The sequence below is a fragment of the Mesorhizobium sp. M0060 genome (assembly GCF_040323155.1).
Classification (GTDB): Bacteria; Pseudomonadota; Alphaproteobacteria; order Rhizobiales; family Rhizobiaceae; genus Mesorhizobium.
This window is the reverse complement of record NZ_JAMYUP010000009.1, coordinates 93903-110390: the sequence shown is the minus strand read 5'-3', so window position 1 is coordinate 110390 and position 16488 is coordinate 93903. Positions and strand designations below refer to the sequence as shown.

Annotated in this window: 19 protein-coding genes; 14 read left to right on the top strand and 5 right to left on the bottom strand. The window is 64.1% G+C overall.

Features of this window, described 5'->3' with window-relative positions; all coding sequences use genetic code 11:
- Positions 1–19 precede the first annotated feature (19 nt).
- The 4 genes from NKJ94_RS11715 to NKJ94_RS11700 form a co-directional block, all read right to left on the bottom strand.
- On the bottom strand, positions 20–538 hold the full coding sequence (locus tag NKJ94_RS11715; protein WP_352525127.1) for a YcnI family copper-binding membrane protein: 519 nt from the start codon (positions 536–538) through the stop codon (positions 20–22).
- Positions 539–563: 25 nt separating this feature from the next.
- Complete coding sequence (locus tag NKJ94_RS11710) at positions 564–1100, bottom strand: copper chaperone PCu(A)C (RefSeq protein ID WP_352525125.1); 537 nt, start codon at positions 1098–1100, stop codon at positions 564–566.
- A gap of 98 nt (positions 1101–1198) precedes the next feature.
- Complete coding sequence (locus NKJ94_RS11705; protein WP_352525123.1) at positions 1199–1555, bottom strand: DUF2946 family protein; 357 nt, start codon at positions 1553–1555, stop codon at positions 1199–1201.
- A 119-nt stretch (positions 1556–1674) separates the two neighbouring features.
- The gene (locus NKJ94_RS11700; protein WP_352525122.1) at positions 1675–2577 is read right to left on the bottom strand and encodes a GntR family transcriptional regulator; all 903 of its coding nucleotides are present in this window, start codon (positions 2575–2577) and stop codon (positions 1675–1677) included.
- 250 nt (positions 2578–2827) lie between these two features.
- On the opposite strand from NKJ94_RS11700, the gene NKJ94_RS11695 reads away from it, so the two are divergent.
- The 5 genes from NKJ94_RS11695 to NKJ94_RS11675 all read left to right on the top strand — a co-directional run bounded on the left by NKJ94_RS11695 (position 2828) and on the right by NKJ94_RS11675 (position 9305).
- Positions 2828–4333 carry a UxaA family hydrolase gene (locus NKJ94_RS11695; RefSeq protein WP_352525120.1) on the top strand — a complete coding sequence of 502 codons (1506 nt, stop codon included), beginning with the start codon at positions 2828–2830 and terminating at the stop codon, positions 4331–4333.
- 326 nt (positions 4334–4659) lie between these two features.
- Positions 4660–5655: an ABC transporter substrate-binding protein gene (locus tag NKJ94_RS11690; protein WP_352525118.1), complete on the top strand. Its 996-nt coding sequence runs from the start codon at positions 4660–4662 to the stop codon at positions 5653–5655.
- A gap of 104 nt (positions 5656–5759) precedes the next feature.
- A complete protein-coding gene (locus tag NKJ94_RS11685) occupies positions 5760–7313 on the top strand; it encodes a sugar ABC transporter ATP-binding protein (RefSeq protein ID WP_352525116.1) in 1554 nt (517 codons plus the stop codon).
- A complete protein-coding gene (locus NKJ94_RS11680) occupies positions 7310–8275 on the top strand; it encodes an ABC transporter permease (protein ID WP_352525115.1) in 966 nt (321 codons plus the stop codon). Before NKJ94_RS11685 ends, NKJ94_RS11680 begins: the two co-directional genes overlap by 4 nt.
- Before the next feature lie 13 nt (positions 8276–8288).
- The gene (locus NKJ94_RS11675; protein WP_352525114.1) at positions 8289–9305 is read left to right on the top strand and encodes a zinc-binding alcohol dehydrogenase family protein; all 1017 of its coding nucleotides are present in this window, start codon (positions 8289–8291) and stop codon (positions 9303–9305) included.
- 18 nt (positions 9306–9323) lie between these two features.
- Here the strand turns inward: NKJ94_RS11675 and phnF are convergent, their stop codons facing one another.
- Complete coding sequence (gene phnF, locus NKJ94_RS11670) at positions 9324–10067, bottom strand: phosphonate metabolism transcriptional regulator PhnF (RefSeq protein WP_352525113.1); 744 nt, start codon at positions 10065–10067, stop codon at positions 9324–9326.
- A 130-nt stretch (positions 10068–10197) separates the two neighbouring features.
- Between phnF and phnG the strand changes: the two genes are divergently transcribed.
- From phnG to NKJ94_RS11625, 9 genes are all read left to right on the top strand, one after another.
- A complete protein-coding gene (gene phnG, locus NKJ94_RS11665) occupies positions 10198–10659 on the top strand; it encodes a phosphonate C-P lyase system protein PhnG (RefSeq protein ID WP_352525112.1) in 462 nt (153 codons plus the stop codon).
- Positions 10659–11270, top strand: coding sequence for a phosphonate C-P lyase system protein PhnH (gene phnH / locus NKJ94_RS11660; protein ID WP_352525111.1), 612 nt, complete (start codon positions 10659–10661; stop codon positions 11268–11270). The genes phnG and phnH overlap by 1 nt, the downstream gene beginning before the upstream one ends.
- Position 11271: 1 nt before the next feature.
- On the top strand, positions 11272–12384 hold the full coding sequence (locus NKJ94_RS11655) for a carbon-phosphorus lyase complex subunit (protein WP_352525109.1): 1113 nt from the start codon (positions 11272–11274) through the stop codon (positions 12382–12384).
- Positions 12381–13271, top strand: a complete 891-nt coding sequence (locus NKJ94_RS11650; protein WP_352525108.1) for an alpha-D-ribose 1-methylphosphonate 5-phosphate C-P-lyase PhnJ — start codon at positions 12381–12383, stop codon at positions 13269–13271. The genes NKJ94_RS11655 and NKJ94_RS11650 overlap by 4 nt, the downstream gene beginning before the upstream one ends.
- Positions 13271–13717, top strand: a complete 447-nt coding sequence (locus tag NKJ94_RS11645) for a hypothetical protein (RefSeq protein ID WP_352525106.1) — start codon at positions 13271–13273, stop codon at positions 13715–13717. The genes NKJ94_RS11650 and NKJ94_RS11645 overlap by 1 nt, the downstream gene beginning before the upstream one ends.
- Positions 13714–14490 carry a phosphonate C-P lyase system protein PhnK gene (phnK, locus tag NKJ94_RS11640; RefSeq protein WP_352448383.1) on the top strand — a complete coding sequence of 259 codons (777 nt, stop codon included), beginning with the start codon at positions 13714–13716 and terminating at the stop codon, positions 14488–14490. The genes NKJ94_RS11645 and phnK overlap by 4 nt, the downstream gene beginning before the upstream one ends.
- Positions 14491–14492: 2 nt before the next feature.
- On the top strand, positions 14493–15200 hold the full coding sequence (phnL, locus tag NKJ94_RS11635) for a phosphonate C-P lyase system protein PhnL (protein ID WP_352525105.1): 708 nt from the start codon (positions 14493–14495) through the stop codon (positions 15198–15200).
- Complete coding sequence (locus NKJ94_RS11630; protein WP_352525104.1) at positions 15197–15814, top strand: DapH/DapD/GlmU-related protein; 618 nt, start codon at positions 15197–15199, stop codon at positions 15812–15814. Before phnL ends, NKJ94_RS11630 begins: the two co-directional genes overlap by 4 nt.
- Positions 15815–16034: 220 nt before the next feature.
- Positions 16035–16481: a Csu type fimbrial protein gene (locus NKJ94_RS11625; RefSeq protein ID WP_352525219.1), complete on the top strand. Its 447-nt coding sequence runs from the start codon at positions 16035–16037 to the stop codon at positions 16479–16481.
- Positions 16482–16488 lie beyond the last annotated feature (7 nt).

The window sequence follows — 16488 nt, the reverse complement described above, 5'->3', positions numbered from 1 at the left end:
CAAAGCCCGCCGTTAGCGCTCACTTCTTCGGCGACAATTTGAGGCCGGGCGCCGGAAATTCCAGCGCGTCCTCAGCCTGCCCGACCGCCGGAATCTCGATCCAGCGATCGGCAACGCCGTCACATTCCTGCACCACCGGGAAATAGAGCGTCTGACCTGCCGGCAGATCCGCCGCCAGTGTCGCGCGGAAGACGAATTCGTCGTAGAATTCGTCCGGCAGGCTGCCGGCGCTCCAGTCGATCTCCTTGACGCCGCTGGTCACTGCCTGGCCGTAAAGCTGGTAGGGCTTCTCGTACTTGCCGTTCTTGACCTGCAGCGTCCAACCCGGCTTCGGCATCGGTTTGACCGAGAGCACCCCTTCCGGAATCTGCACGCGAACGGCGGTCGTTGCCTTGCCCTCGCAGCCATGCGGCACAAGCAGCACCGCCTTGTAGGTCGAGCCGACCGCCGCTTCCGGCGTTTCGAGCGTGATGTGGGCGAAGGCCATGCTGGTCCCGAGGACGAGAAGCGCGCAGCCGGGCAAAAGAGATTTCTTCATGATGGTACCTCTCGAAGCGGCCAAGTCAGTCGTCGTCCTGAGGTGCCGCGCTGCCGATGCCTTGCACGGCGAAGTTGACCGTAACGGTACCGGCTTTCTCGAAGGTCAGCGTGGCAGAGAAGGTCTCGCCTTGCTTCGGCTGCCGCTTCAAATCCATGAACATCAAATGATAGCCGTTGGGCGCCAGCGCGACCTTGCCGCCGGCCGGAATCTCGAGGCCGCCGGTGACCGGCCGCATGGTCATGACGCCATTGCTGACGCCCATCTGGTGCAGTTCGGCCTTGGCCGAAATATCGGAGGTGATCGACAGAAGGCGATCCGGCGCACTGCCGGAGTTGGTGATGGTGAAATAGCCGCCGGCCACCTTGGCGCCGGCCGGTGTGGCGCGCGACCAGGGATGCCCGATCTCGATATCGCCGACCTTGAACTCATGCGCGAAGACGGACTGGGCGCTGGCGAACAGGAGGGCAAGGACGAACACCGCGAAGCCGAGATGCGCCTCGAAGCCGCGCAACGGGAAACGCCTGCGGCTGAACGCGGCGGCGCGAAGAAAGTGGGACATGATTGCTCCATGAGCTTTAGGGGATCGCGCCGTGGCCGGTCGCGAACGATGTCGATAAACGCGCCGGCGAAGGGTTGCGCAGCGCGAACCAGAACGGATCAGGCCGTCGCCGGTGGTGCGCGCGGATTGGATGGAGTGCGGGCACGGGCGAAATCGCGATGCCGGAATGCCGCCAGGATAAAGGCGACGGTTTCTACGGAAAGGCTGCGAGCCGGGCCCCCGGCATCGGGCGGTGGCGCGTAGACAGCCGAAACGAGGTTGCAACCAAGCATGCAGCAGGCTGGCATGTGCTGCGGGTGCGGGTCGCCGGCAGGGAGTTGCGTCGCACCGTCATGGGTGCAGATGGTGTTGCCGAAAGCATCGAATTGCGAAGCGTTCGGTTCGATGCCGGAAGCGAACGCGCCGAGCATCGACTGGAGCACGAGCAGCCAGGCCGCGGCGAACGCGACCGGCATGCTCCATCGTTTCCGGCATATGGTCAAGAACCAGCCTCTCCACGCAGCAACGTCAGCTCTCTAGCACGGAGCCGGCGGCCGGAAAATCGCCAAAACGTTGCTGCGGCAACGCAACACAATCACGCGCGTAGCGGCTGCCTTCCCTCCGGGATCGACGTCAGCAGCGTGTGGCGGGCCGATTTCAGGTGCTTGCGGCAGGCGGCGTCGACCCTGGCTAGATCGCGCGATTTGAGCGCGGCGATATAGGCGAGATGCTCCTGGACCGCGACTTCGTTGCGCTCGCGCTCCTGCGCCTTGTTCCACTGGTAGTGGTAGTGGAAAATCATGGCGATGACGTCATAGAAATCGACGATGAAGCGGTTGTGCGAGGCGCGGTGGATCAGCCTGTGAAAGCGTTCGTCGAGCTCAGAGAACTCGCTGAAGCGCGCGGCGATCTCGCGCGCCAGCCGGCGATGCTCGTCCTCCAGGCGGTCGAGGTCGGCCCAGACCGGGCTGTCCTCGGGCAAAGCGGCAAAGGCGGCGGCCGAGCGCAGTTCGAACATTTCGCGGATTTCGGTCAGCTCCAGCGCGAAGGCGCGGGTAAAGCCTTTCAGCACCCAGTGGCTGTTGCGGCGCTTCTCGATCAGGCCGAAGCGCGAGAAGCGGATCAGGAATTCGCGCACGCTGGTGGTGCCGACGCCGATCTCGCGCGCCAGTTCGAGTTCGTTGATCTGCATGCCGGCTTCGGCACCGCCGGCAAGCAGCCGCCGCATGAAGGAGCGCTCGATGATCTCAGCCAGCGTGTCGGTCTCTTCCTCGGGGAAAAAATCGTCCGGCCGCGGTTCGCGCAGAACCGTCTTGTTGCGCTTGTTCCAGTCGATCAGGCCGGTCTCTTCCATGCGCGCAAGGATGGTGCGGACCGTCGTGCGGCTGACGCCGAGCAGAGTGCCCAGCTCCGGCTCCGAGGGCAGGCTCTTGGTTTCGTCGAGCAGCCGGAGACCGCGATTATAGGCGTCCTTGTAAACGTTGTTGCTCTTTGACATCCCCTGCCCCGTGGCGCACCGGCGCTTGCGGCCGGCCTGAAGCGTTTCTCGCGCATGAAATCGGAATCGCTTCGGAAAACATCATGCGCAACGCTAGTTTTGGTGCCTCCATCGCGCATCCAAAAGACGCGGCGCGCTCGTGCGAAAAAACAATTGACGCAAAAATGTTTTTTCCCGATAAAAGACATTATATGTTAAGAGCCGCGTGTCAATCCGCTCGCGCACCCAGGAACATACCCAGGAAGCTCCCGTGAACGCCGCAACCAGCATTCTTCTGTCTCCCGCCGACAATGTCGCGGTCGCCAATGGCCGCATCGAGATCGGCACCGTGCTGCCGGGCGGCGCCGTCGCCGTCGCACTGATCGAGCCCGGCCACAAAGTGGCGATCAAACCGATTGCAGCCGGCGAAGCCGTGGTCAAATATGCCCAGGCGATCGGCCGCGCCACGCAGGACATCGCGCCCGGCGAGCATATCCATTCGCATAACCTGGTCTTCGAAAGCGGTCGTTTGCCGGTGGTGCCGCCGAGCGAGGCAGTGCACGCGACCGAGGCGGACCGCACCCGCACCTTCATGGGCTACCGCCGCGCCGACGGCCGTGCCGGCACGCGCAACTTCATCGGCATTCTCGCCAGCGTCAATTGCTCGGCCACCGTCTGCCACGCCATCGCCGATGCGGCGAACCGCACGCTTCTGCCGCAATATCCCGGCATCGACGGTTTCGTCCCGATCGTCCACGGCCAGGGCTGCGGCATGAGCGCCACCGGCGACGGCATGATGGTGTTGCACCGCACCCTTGCCGGCTATGCCCGTCACCCGAATTTCGGCGGCGTGCTGATGGTTGGGCTCGGCTGCGAGGTCAACCAGCTCACCCTCTATGGCCAGAAGGGCGTCGCCGCGGGAAAACGCCATTTCAACATCCAGGAAGCCGGCGGCTCGCGCAAATCGGTCGAGAAGGCGTTGCTCGTGCTGGCCGAGATCGCCGAAGAGGTCGGCACGCTTCAGCGTGAGCCGATCCCGGTCAGCGAGATCGTCGTCGGCCTGCAATGTGGCGGCTCCGACGGCATGTCCGGCATCACCGCCAATCCGGCGCTGGGTGCGGCCGTCGACATTCTGGCCGGCGTCGGCGGCATCGGCATCCTTTCCGAGACGACGGAGATCTACGGCGCCGAGCATCTGCTCGCCTATCGCGCCGCCACCCCCGAGATCGCCGCCAAGCTCGACGGCTACGTGAAATGGTGGGAAGACCACGTCGCCAAGCATGGCGCTTCCATCGACAACAACCCCTCGCCGGGCAACAAGCGCGGCGGCCTGACCACCATCCTGGAAAAGTCGCTGGGCGCGGTCGCCAAGGGCGGCCAGACGCCGCTCAACGGCGTCTTCGGCTATGCCGAAAAGGTCACCGGGCACGGGCTGGTGTTCATGGACACGCCCGGCTACGACCCGGTCTCGGCCACCGGCCAGGTGGCGGGCGGCGCCAATGTCATCGTCTTCACCACCGGCCGCGGCTCCTGCTTCGGCTGCCGGCCGACGCCGTCGATCAAGGTCGCCAGCAACTCGACAATGTACCACACGATGGAAGAGGACATGGACGTGAATTGCGGCGTCATCGCCTCGGGCGAAAAGACCATCGCCGGCATGGGCCGCGAGATCTTCGAACTGATCGTTGAGACAGCTTCGGGCCGCAAGACCAAGAGCGAAGAGTTCGGCTACGGCGACAACGAGTTCGTACCCTGGCACCTCGGAGCGACGCTCTAAACCAGACCGCCCGCGAATCGCGGACACCTGACATATCCCAGGTGTCACACTTCTGCGAGCCTTAAAAAGAATGAACATTCCATATTGACTGAGCGATGGAATTAATATTCCATGCGGGATATTGGAGGAGATTGGCAGCGGAGTTCCGACGGAAAAAACTCTCCCGCCCAGCCATTCGAAGCAGGCATCAAACATCGCTTGCGCCGACCGAGGTGATACACTATCAAAATGCGGTAACTGTTTTTTATTGATAAAGTTCCGTTTGGGCCGCGCCATCCGGATGGAGCTTCTGTAACGTTCACCAGGCGACTTAGGGAGGACTCCTAATGAAATTCGTGACCAGCATTCTCAACCGCCGCGCCTTCGTGGCACTTGCAGCCGCCTCGATGCTTGCCGGCGTGATGCATTCGGCGCCGGCATCCGCGGCCGACGTTACCATTCCGATCATCGTCAAGGACACCACGTCCTTCTACTGGCAGATCGTTCTGGCCGGCGCCCGCAAGGCCGGCAAGGATCTCGGCGTCAATGTTCCCGAACTCGGCGCCCAGGCCGAGACCGACGTCAACGGCCAGATCTCGATCCTCGAAAATGCCGTCGCCGGCAATCCGGCTGCCGTCGTCATCGCGCCGACCGAAGCCAAGGCGCTCGGCAAGCCGATCGACGAGGCCGCCACCAAGGTCAAGATCATCGGCATCGACTCCGGCGCCGACTCCAAGGCCTTCACCTCGTTCCTGACCACCGACAACACCCAGGGCGGCCGCGTCGCCGCTGACGGCCTCGCAGCGGCCATCGGCGAAGCCAATGGCGGCAAGGTCGAGGGCGACGTCGCCCTGATCACCGCGCTTCCGGGCGCCGGCTCGCTCGAACAGCGCGCCCAGGGTTTCAAGGAACAGCTCGCCGCCAAATATCCCGGCCTCAAGCTGGTCGCCGACAAATATGCCGACGGCCAGGCCACCACCGGCCTCAACATCGCCACCGACCTGATCACCGCCAACCCTAATCTCAAGGGCATCTTCGCGTCCAACCTGATCATGGCGCAGGGCGTCGGTCAGGCGATCGCCGAGAACAGCCTCGCAGGCAAGGTCGGGCTGGTCGGCTTCGACAGCGACGAGAAGCTGATCAAGTTCCTCAATGACGGCGTCATTTCGGCTCTCGTCGTCCAGGATCCGTACCGGATGGGCTATGACGGCATCAAAACGGCACTCGCCGCCTCGAAGGGCGAAAAGGTCGAGGCCAATGTCGATACCGGCGCCAACCTGGTGACCAAGGCCAACATGAAGGATCCGAAGATCGACGCGCTGCTCAACCCGAAGCTCGACTGAGCATCGCCACAGGCGAACTGTTTCCGGGGCCTTTTCGCCCCGGAAACACCCCGTACTCGCGCCAATCGTGAGGCCGATCTGGGGGCCAATCTGGGAGGATTGTCATGACTTCGACGGCGCAGGAACTCCATCCGGCACCAACGCTGGAACCGGGCAGGACCATCCTCGAACTGCACGGGCTGGAAAAGCGCTATCCCGGCACCCACGCGCTGAAGCCGGTCAACCTCGCCTTCAAGGCCGGCGAAATCCATGCCATCGTCGGCGAGAACGGCGCCGGCAAATCCACCCTGATCAAGCTTCTGACCGGCGTCATGCCGCGCACATCCGGCGACGTCATCTGGGAGGGCAAGCCCGCCGCATTGGCGACGCCGCATGAGGCGATGGCGCTCGGCATCAATGCCGTGCATCAGGAAGTCGTCCTGTGCCGACATCTCACGGTCGCGGCCAACATGTTCCTCGGCGAGGAGGATTCCCGCTTCGGCATCCTGCAGCAGCGGGCGATGGTCAGGCAGGCGCAGAAGATCATCGACGATCTCGGCTTCGACCTGCCGGCGCATGTCATGCTGGGTGACCTGACCATCGGTCAGCAGCAGCTGATCGCCGCCGCCCGCGCCACCGTGCGCGGCACCAAATTCCTGATCTTCGATGAACCAACCGCCTACCTCACCCGCAAGGAGGCCGACCAGCTGTTCACGCTGATCCGCCGGCTGAAGGGCGAAGGCGTCACCATCATCTACATCAGCCATCGCATGGAAGAAGTGTTCGAGCTCGCCGACCGCGTTTCGGTGCTGCGCGACGGCACGCTGGTCGGCACCAGGAACATCGCCGAGACCAATGACGCCGAACTGGTCAAGATGATGATCAACCGCTCCATCGAGCAGGTCTACCACAAGGAGCATTTCACCCCCGGCGCGACCATCGTCGAAGCCAGGAACCTGTCCGGCAAGGGCTTCGAAAATGTCTCCATGTCCGTCCGTGCCGGCGAGATCGTCGGCCTCTACGGCCTGATCGGCGCCGGGCGCAGCGAGTTCGTCACCACGCTCTATGGCCGCCACCGCAAGTCGGCCGGCCAGATCCTCTGGGAGGGCAAGGAGGTCAGGGTCAATTCCGAACATGACGCGATCCGGCTTGGCATGGCGCTGGCACCGGAAAGCCGCCGCGACCAGGGCCTCTGTCTCAACCTGCCGGTCGGGCTCAACCTCAATTTGCCGATCTACAAACGCATCTCGAGCAATCTGCTGATCTCCCGCGCGCAGGAAAAGGCGCAGGCCGATCGCCAGATCGCCGACCTGCGCATCAAGACGCCGACGCGTAGCGCGCTGGCCTCCAGCCTATCCGGCGGCAATCAGCAGAAGATCGTCATCGGCAAATGGCTCGCCCACGGCGCCAAGCTGTTCATCTTCGACGAGCCGACGGTCGGCGTCGATGTCGGCACCAAGGCCGAGATCTACCGCCTGTTCGGCGCGCTGTTATCCAAGGGAGCCGGGATCATCCTGATCTCGTCCTACCTGCCGGAGGTCTATGAACTCGCCGACACGCTGCATGTGTTCCGGCGCGGCAAGCTGGTGGCTACGCATGGGTTTCGGACCGCTGATCACGAGGAGATCCTCACCCAGGCGCTGGCCGAGAAACAAGAAAGACCGGGAGGACAGATATGAGCACCGAGGCGATCCCTGCCGAAAGGCCGAAACGCAACTACAACGCCCTGTTCGGGCTGACACTGCTGGCGCTGCTGGTTCTTTTATGGATCATCCTGTCGGTAGCGACGCCGAGCTTCGCCTCCGCCAACAACATCTCCAACCTGTTGCGGCAAGGGTCGATGATCGCCATCCTGGCGGTCGGCCAGACCTTCGTCATCATCACCGGCGGCATCGACCTTTCCGTCGGCGCCGTTGTCGGCTTCGCCACCGTCATCGTTGCGATGCTGATCAACGCCGGCACACCGGTTTTCCTCGCCATCCTGATTACCTTGCTGGTCGGCGTCGCCATCGGCATGTTCCACGGCTTCGGCATCGTCAAGATGGGCCTGCCGCCCTTCATCATCACCCTGGCGACGCTGACCTCGCTGCGCGGCATCGGCCTGTTGATGACCAACGGCAACTCGATCTCGATCAACAACGACGCCTTCCAGACGTTCTCGCGCAGTTCCTTCGTCGGCGTCCCCAATCTGTTCTGGATGGTGATCCTGGTCGGCATCCCGGCCTATATCTTCCTGCACCACAGCCGCTGGGGCCGCTATCTGTTCTCGGTCGGCTCCAACGCCGAGGCGTCGCGCCTGTCAGGCGTCAACGTCCAGCGCACCATCTACATGGCCTACACGCTGTCGGGCCTATGCGCGGCCTTCGTCGGCGTGCTGCTCGCGTCGCGCATTGGCATCGGCAATCCGACGCAGGCCGAGGGCTGGGAATTGCAGGCGATCGCCTCCTCGGTGATCGGCGGCACCTCGCTGTTCGGCGCTGTCGGCTCCGTGCACGGGCCGCTGCTCGGCGCCTTCATCCTCGCCACCATCAACAACGGCGCCAATCTCTTGAACGTCAACGCCTTCTGGCAGCGCATCATCACCGGCGTGCTGATCATCGTCATCGTCTATTTCGACGGCCTGCGCCGACGCGGCAAATAAACTGGATTGAAGCATGAAAGCCGTCATCTGCCGCTCGCCCGGCGACCTTGTCCTTGAAGATCGGCCGGCGCCGGCCGCGCCGCCCTCCGGCTGGGCGCTGGTCGCGGTCAGCCATGTCGGCATCTGTGGCACCGACTATCACATCTTCGAAGGCAAGCATCCGTTCCTCGCCTATCCCCGCATCATGGGCCACGAAGTCTCGGGAACCGTGATCGAGGCTGGCGAAGGCGTCGACCTCGCAATCGGCGAGCCGGTGATCGTCAATCCCTACCTCGCTTGCGGCCAATGCATCGCCTGCCGGCAAGGCAAGCCGAATTGCTGCGTGAAGATCGAGGTGCTCGGCGTCCACCGCGACGGCGCCATGTGCGAGCAGATCCTGGTGCCGGCGCAAAATCTTTATCCGGCAAACGGCCTGTCGCTGGCCGATGCCGCCGCCGTCGAATTCCTGGCGATCGGCGCCCATGCAGTACGGCGCTCGCTGGCTCAATCCGGCGCACGCACCCTGGTCATAGGCGCGGGCCCGATCGGGCTCGGCACGGCGCTGTTTGCCCGCATCGCCGGGCTCGATGTGACACTGCTCGACATGAGTACGGAGAGGCTGGGTTTTGCCGAAAGCGAACTCGGCTTCGCGACGCACGACGGCTCGCAGGGAGCTGCCCCCGAACTGGTCCGACAGGCGACCGGCGGCGATGGTTTTGACGCGGTGTTCGACGCCACCGGCAGCACCCGATCGGTGCAGTCGGCCTTCGCCCATGTCGCGCATGGCGGAACATTGGTGCTGGTTAGCGTCGTCAAGGACGACATCAGCTTTTCCGACCCTGAATTCCATAAGCGGGAAATGATGCTGATCGGCAGCCGCAACGCCCTGCGTGCCGATTTCGACCATGTCGCCGCCTCGATCCGCAACGGCGCGGTGCCGCTGGCAAAGCTCGTCACGCACCGCACGACGCTTGGCGAGACGCCGCGCGACCTCGCCCGCTGGGCGCATGAGAAATCCGGGTTGATCAAGGCGGTCATCCAGGTCGGGTGATGCCGAAGCTGGCGCGCCTCAGAGAGCCGAAAGTTTCAGCTCGACGCGCTCCGCTGGGAACCGCGTTTCGGCAAACTGGATCGGCTTTCCGTCCGGCGTGACGTTGACGGCGACCGTGACCAGCACGATGGCCCCTGGCTGGAGGTCGAGGTCGGCAAGATCGGCGGCATCCGCATGGCGCGCCGACAGCACCGTCGACTGCCGGAGATAGTCGCTGACGCCGAAGCGCTGGAGCGATGCGGTGATGGATCCGGTCTCCGCCATGACGGCATCGATGCCGGCAAAGCGCTTGGCGTCGAACCAGCCGGTGGCCCGTGACACCGCCTGTCCGTCGGCTTCACCGCGCGTCTCCAGGCGAATGACGTCGGACCCTTTGGCAAGGCCCAACCCTTCGGCGACGCGCCGGCTGGCCGGCTCGACCGCCGACGCCAGCAAGACGCTCCTGCGCTCCGACGCCTGGCCCTGCAGGCCTTCGGAAAAGCGCGTGCGCGTGCCGATCGGATAGGACAGCCGCCTGCGCGACAGCACGAAAGTGCCACGCCCCTGCTCTGCCTTGAGCACACCCTCCTGCACCAACGCCGCGATGGCGCTGCGCACCGTGTGGCGGTTGACGCCATAGCGCTCGGCTAGCACGATCTCCGGCGGCAGTGCCGCGTTCTCGGGAAAATCCCCGATAGCGATCGAACGCAGGATCTGGTCGGCGATCTGGCGCCACAGTGCAACACCGCTGCGCCGCTCGATGCTGTTGGCATGCCCGATCATTCCCGCCCCCAACTTTGCGCCCACTTTGGCTCTTGTCACTCACCCGTCATGGACACGCGCTAGATAACGGGTATAATTTGTATAGTTGTCTATATCAATAGACAAATTAAGCGCACAAGGAGCACCGGCCATGCGGGGACAGGAAGCGCGAGAGCAGGCCGAGCGCAAAGCCGCCATGGCGACACTGGCACAAGCCCCCGGCGACGATATCGTCCGTCTCTGGAATGAGTCCGGCCTGCCTTCCCAGGCGGAGCTTTTGCGTGGTCCCGAAACCGGCCTGGTTACGGTGCGCGGTCGCATTGGCGGTGGCGGTGCGCCCTTCAATGTCGGCGAGGCGACGGTCACCCGCGCCACGGTGCGGCTTGCGTCCGGGCAGGTCGGCCACTGCTACGCACTCGGCCGCGACAAGCAAAAGGCAAGGCTGGCAGCGATTGCCGACGCGCTCTGGCAGGACCCCGCCCACCGTAACGCAGTCGAGACCAGGATCGTCGCCCCCTTGCAGGCCGCACTGACCAAGGCGCGTGAACAGCGCCGCGCCGAGACGGCGGCGACCAAGGTCGACTTCTTCACCATGGTACGCGGAGAAGACTGATGGACGCAGCCGTGCAATCGATCGAAGGCGGTTTCGCCGATCCGGTCTTCAACGCGCAGACGGTGTTCCGCGCCGTCATGGACGCGATGGCACGGCCGGGCAGCGTGCAGCCCCTGCCGGTCCTTGCCCACCCTCCGGCGCCGCTGTCGGCCACCGCCGGCGCCATAGCCCTGGCGCTGTGCGACAACGACACGCCGCTCTGGCTCGACCCGGCTTTGCAGGCCTCGCCCGCTATCAAATCCTGGCTCGGCTTCCATACCGGCGCGCCACTGGCCAACACGCCGGCCGACGCACATTTCGCGCTGATCGCCTCGCCGGCCGAGATGATGGCGCTCGACGGCTTTTCGCAAGGCACCCAGGACTATCCGGACCGTTCCACGACGCTGATCCTCGAGGTCAGCGATCTCGTCTCCGGCGCTCCGCTATTGCTCGAAGGCCCCGGCATCGAACGGACGGCGACGATCGCGCCGGCACGGATGCCGCGTCATTTCGTCGAGCAGTGGAAGCAGAATAACCAGCGCTTTCCGCGTGGCGTCGACATCATCCTCGCCACCCCTGGCGGAATTGCCTGCCTGCCGCGCACGACGCGCATCAAGATGATGGAGGCATAGGATGTATGTCGCGGTAAAGGGCGGCGAAGCGGCCATTCGCAACGCTCATCAATTGCTCGCCGACCGCCGGCGCGGCGACCGTTCAGTGCCCGCACTTCGTCTCGACCAGATCGTCGAGCAGCTGGCGCTCGGCGTCGACCGGGTGATGAGCGAAGGCTCGCTCTACGACCGCGAACTGGCGGCGCTCGCCATCGTTCAGGCGCGCGGCGACATGATCGAGGCGATCTTCCTGGTTCGCGCCTATCGCACGACGCTGCCGCGCTTCGGCTACACCAGAGCGGTTGAGACCGGCACGATGCTGGTCGAGCGGCGCGTCTCGGCGACCTACAAGGACCTGCCGGGCGGCCAGCTTCTCGGCCCGACCTTCGACTATACCCACCGGCTGCTCGATCCCGAGCTTGCCGCCGGCGGCGATGTCGCCGAGCCGGAGCAGCGTGCGGGCGAGGCGGAAGCCATGCCGCGCGTCTCGGCGATCCTTGCCCGCGAAGGCCTGATCGAGCCCGACGGCGACATGCCGCAGGACCATGTCCCAGGCGACATCACCCGCGAGCCGCTCGAATTCCCGATGGCGCGTGATATCCGCCTGCAGGCGCTGTCGCGCGGCGACGAAGGGTTTCTGCTGGCGCTCGGCTATTCCACCCAGCGCGGCTATGCGCGCAATCATCCCTTCGTCGGCGAAGTCCGCATTGGCGAGGTCGAGCTGGAACTCGACGTGCCGGAACTGCCCTTCGCCGTCCCGCTCGGCTCAATCCGCGTCACCGAATGCCAGATGGTCAACCAGTTCAAAGGCTCGGCCAAGGCGCCGCCGCAATTTACCCGCGGCTACGGCCTCGTCTTCGGCCAGAGCGAGCGCAAGGCGATGGCCATGGCTTTATGTGACCGCGCGCTGCGCGCTTCGGAGTTCGGCGAGGATGTCGTTGCCGCCGCCCAGGACGAGGAGTTCGTCATCTCGCATTCCGACAATGTCCAGGCGACCGGCTTCGTCGAGCACCTCAAGCTGCCGCACTATGTCGACTTCCAGGCCGAACTCGACCTCGTGCGCCGCATGCGCGCCGAGCACGACGCCCGCGAGAACACCGGCAAGATGGAAGAGAAAAGGGAGGCCGCGGAATGACCGCCCAACCAACCGATATCGCCACCTACAACTTCGCCTACCTCGACGAGCAGACCAAGCGGATGATCCGCCGGGCGATCCTCAAGGGCATCGCCATCCCCGGCTATCAGGTGCCGTTCGCCTCGCGCGAAATGCCGATGCCCTATGGCTGGGGCACCGGCGGTGTCCAGGTCACCGCTTCGATCATCGGGCCGGACGATGTGCTCAAGGTCATCGACCAGGGCGCCGACGACACCACCAATGCTGTCTCGATCCGCGCCTTCTTCAAGAAGGTCGCCAATGTCGCCGTCACCACCGAGACGGCCAAGGCGACCATCATCCAGACCCGCCACCGTATCCCCGAACACCCTTTGGTGGCCGGCCAGGTGCTGGTCTACCAGGTGCCGATCCCCGAGCCGCTGCGCTTCCTCGAGCCGCGCGAGACCGAAACGCGCAAAATGCATGCGCTGGAGGAGTACGGCCTGATGCATGTGAAGCTCTACGAAGACATCGCCAAGCACGGCCGCATCGCCACCACCTATGCCTATCCGGTCAAAGTCGAAGGCCGCTATGTGATGGATCCTTCGCCGACGCCGAAATTCGACAATCCGAAGATGCACCGTTCGCCGGCTTTGCAACTGTTCGGCGCCGGCCGCGAAAAACGCATCTATGCGTTGCCGCCCTTCACCAATGTGGTCAGCCTCGACTTCGAGGACCATCCGTTCGAGGTGCAGACCTTCGACCAGCCCTGCGCGCTGTGCGCGGCCGAAAACGTCTATCTCGACGAGGTCATCCTCGATGATCATGGCGGCCACATGTTCGTCTGCTCCGACACAGATCATTGCGAGAAGCGGCGCGAAGCGGGTCATGGACAGCACCCAGCAGCCACTCTTGAGGAGCGGACATAATGGGCACCTCATTCGTCGCGATTGGCGACAAAGGCTTCTGGATGCGCGACTCTGTCCTGTCCCTTTGGCTGCGACTGTTGGCTTTGAACCTGGAAACCAAGGCAGATCGAGCAGATCCCCTTATGCTACTGCGCGACGAATGGTTGTGGCAGTCAGAGGCTGAGATCGTCGGGGCGATGGACGCCCATCTCGACGAGGCTGCTGCCGACTCCGCAACGAAAGCTTCCGTCGTCGCCGCTATCGAAAGACTGCTCGAAGCACTGTCCCGGCATGGCGACAAGCTCCCTGCATCAACCATGAACCTTCTTGGTTTCACAAACTCCTGGGGGCTGGATTATCAAACCAAGGGTCTGGTTGAGGTCGGGAGGGCCTTCCTCGCACTCCTTGACGGCAAGATCGACAGCGAAGCCGACAGCATAGAATTCATGCCAGGATCGCGCCCATGATCGACGAACCGTTGCTGCGCGTCTCGGCGCTGTCCAAATTCTACGGCTCGCGCGTCGGCTGCGAGAACGTCACGTTCGACCTGTGGCCGGGCGAGGTGCTGGCGGTGGTCGGCGAGTCCGGTTCCGGCAAGACGACGCTGCTCAACTGCCTGTCGACGCGGCTGCTACCCAGCTCCGGTACCGCCAGCTACCGCATGCGCGACGGCCAGTTCCGCGAGCTTTACCGGATGAGCGAGGCCGAGCGCCGCTTCCTGATGCGCACCGACTGGGGCTTTGTCCACCAGAACCCCGCCGACGGCCTGCGCATGACTGTGTCGGCCGGCGCCAATGTCGGCGAGCGGCTGATGGCGGTCGGCGACCGCCACTATGGCAGGATCCGCGCCACGGCCGTCGACTGGCTGTCGCGCGTCGAGATCGACGAGGACCGCATCGACGATGAGCCGCGCGCCTTTTCCGGCGGCATGCGCCAGCGCCTGCAGATCGCCCGCAACCTCGTCACCGGGCCGCGGCTGGTATTCATGGACGAGCCGACCGGCGGCCTCGACGTCTCGGTACAGGCGCGCTTGCTCGATCTGCTGCGCGGGCTGGTCACCGATCTCGGCCTCGCGGCCATCGTCGTTACCCATGATCTCGCGGTGGCGCGGCTGCTGTCGCAGCGCATGATGGTGATGAAGGACGGCCGCGTCGTCGAAAGCGGCCTCACCGACCGCGTGCTCGACGATCCGCGCGCGCCCTACACCCAGCTTCTCGTTTCCTCGATACTGCAGGTGTAATCATGGCGACCCCGCTCGTTGTCTCCGATGTTGCCAAGAGCTTCACCATGCATCTGCGTGACGGCATCAAATTGCCGGTCGTCGTCGGTGTCTCGTTCGCGATCAGGGCCGGCGAATGCTCTGTGCTCGGCGGTCCGTCCGGCGCCGGCAAGAGCTCGATCCTGAAAATGCTCTACGGCAATTATGCCGCCGACGAAGGCCAGATCATCGTCCAGCACGAGGGCGGGCTCATCGATCTCGCCTCGGCCAGCCCGCGCACCGTGCTTGCAGTTCGCCGACTCACGATCGGCTATGTCAGCCAGTTCCTGCGCACCGTGCCGCGCGTCTCGGCGCTCGATGTTGTCGCCGAACCGTTGGTCGAGCGTGGCGAGGACCGTGAGGTCGCGCGCGGCAAGGCGCGCGCCTTGCTGGGGCAGCTGAACCTGCCCGAAAAACTCTGGGCGCTGCCGCCGGCGACCTTTTCCGGCGGCGAGCAGCAGCGCGTCAATATTGCGCGCGGCTTCATCACCGAGCATCCGATCCTGCTGCTCGACGAGCCGACCGCCTCGCTCGACGCGAGGAACCGCGACGTGGTGATTGCGTTGATCGCCGCCAAGAAGGCGGCGGGCGTCGCTTTGCTCGGCATCTTCCACGACCACGACGTGCGCGAGGCGGTCGCCGACCGCATCATCGACGTGACCGCCTTCGCCGCCGGGAAAATCGCCGCATGACCAAGAAATTGTCGGAGGCGCCGCTGGTCCACGAGACGGCGGAAGTCGAGAACTCGACGCTTGGCCGCTGGACCGAGATCGCTGAGCGCAGCCGGGTCTCGGAAAGCATTCTTGGCGACTATTCCTACATGATGCAGGACTGTGCCGTCTGGTGCGCGACCATCGGCAAGTTCGCCAATATCGCCGCAAGCGTCCGCATCAATGCCACCAATCATCCGACCTGGCGGCCGACGCTGCATCATTTCACCTATCGCGCCTCCGACTATTGGGACGACGCCGAGCACGAGAGCGAATTCTTCGCCCAGCGCCGCGCCAAACGCGTCACCATCGGCCACGACACCTGGCTCGGCCATGGCTCGACCATCCTGCCCGGCATCACCGTCGGCGACGGCGCGGCGGTCGGCGCTGGCGCGGTCGTCTCGAAGGATGTCGCGCCCTACACCATCGTCGGCGGCGTGCCGGCCAGACCGATCCGCGAACGCTTCGACCGCCGCACGGCGGAGCGCTACCAGGCGCTCGCCTGGTGGGACTGGGATCATGCCCGGCTGCGCGCCGCACTCGACGATTTCCGCGCGCTTTCGGCCGAGGCGTTTCTGGAGAAATACGGCGCGTAGCCCTGATACCGCGGCAGAGATTCCACCCGGCGAGTGACACGCGCGTTCGCGCACCAGGAACCACAATTTAGCCGAGTCTAAACTTATCTGAATCTTAACAGAGACATGCGAGATGTATGTACTACGGTTGTCGCGATGGGCGAGCAGCCGAGAAAAAAGGAGCACTCGGATGCGCGCCAAGCTGACGGCCATTTTGGCTATTCTTTCGACAGCGTCATTGATGACGAATTCCGCTTTTGCCGTGACGGCTGCCGGTAGTATGACGGTTCGCCTGACGATCACTAATCAATGCAAAGTCCAAACCGCTGGCGATCTGAATTTCGGTTCGCACGGCGTCATCGATGGAAACGTCGAGGAGACCAGCACAATCGGTGTGCAATGCACCTCCGGACAGACTTACAATGTGGGCCTCGGCGCAGGTGCCGGCACCGGCGCGACGGTTGCGGTTCGCAAAATGACTTCGCCGGCGGCTGCTACGGTAAACTACACGATGTATAGTAACAGCGCGCGCACCCTGGTATGGGGCGACACTGTCAACACCGACACCGTTACGGGAACCGGCGACGGCAACGTCCAGAACCTGACCGTCTATGGGCGGGTACCTGCGCAGCTGACGCCGGCAGCAGGCGACTACACGGACACCGTTGCAATTACCATAACCTATTGACCTTCCC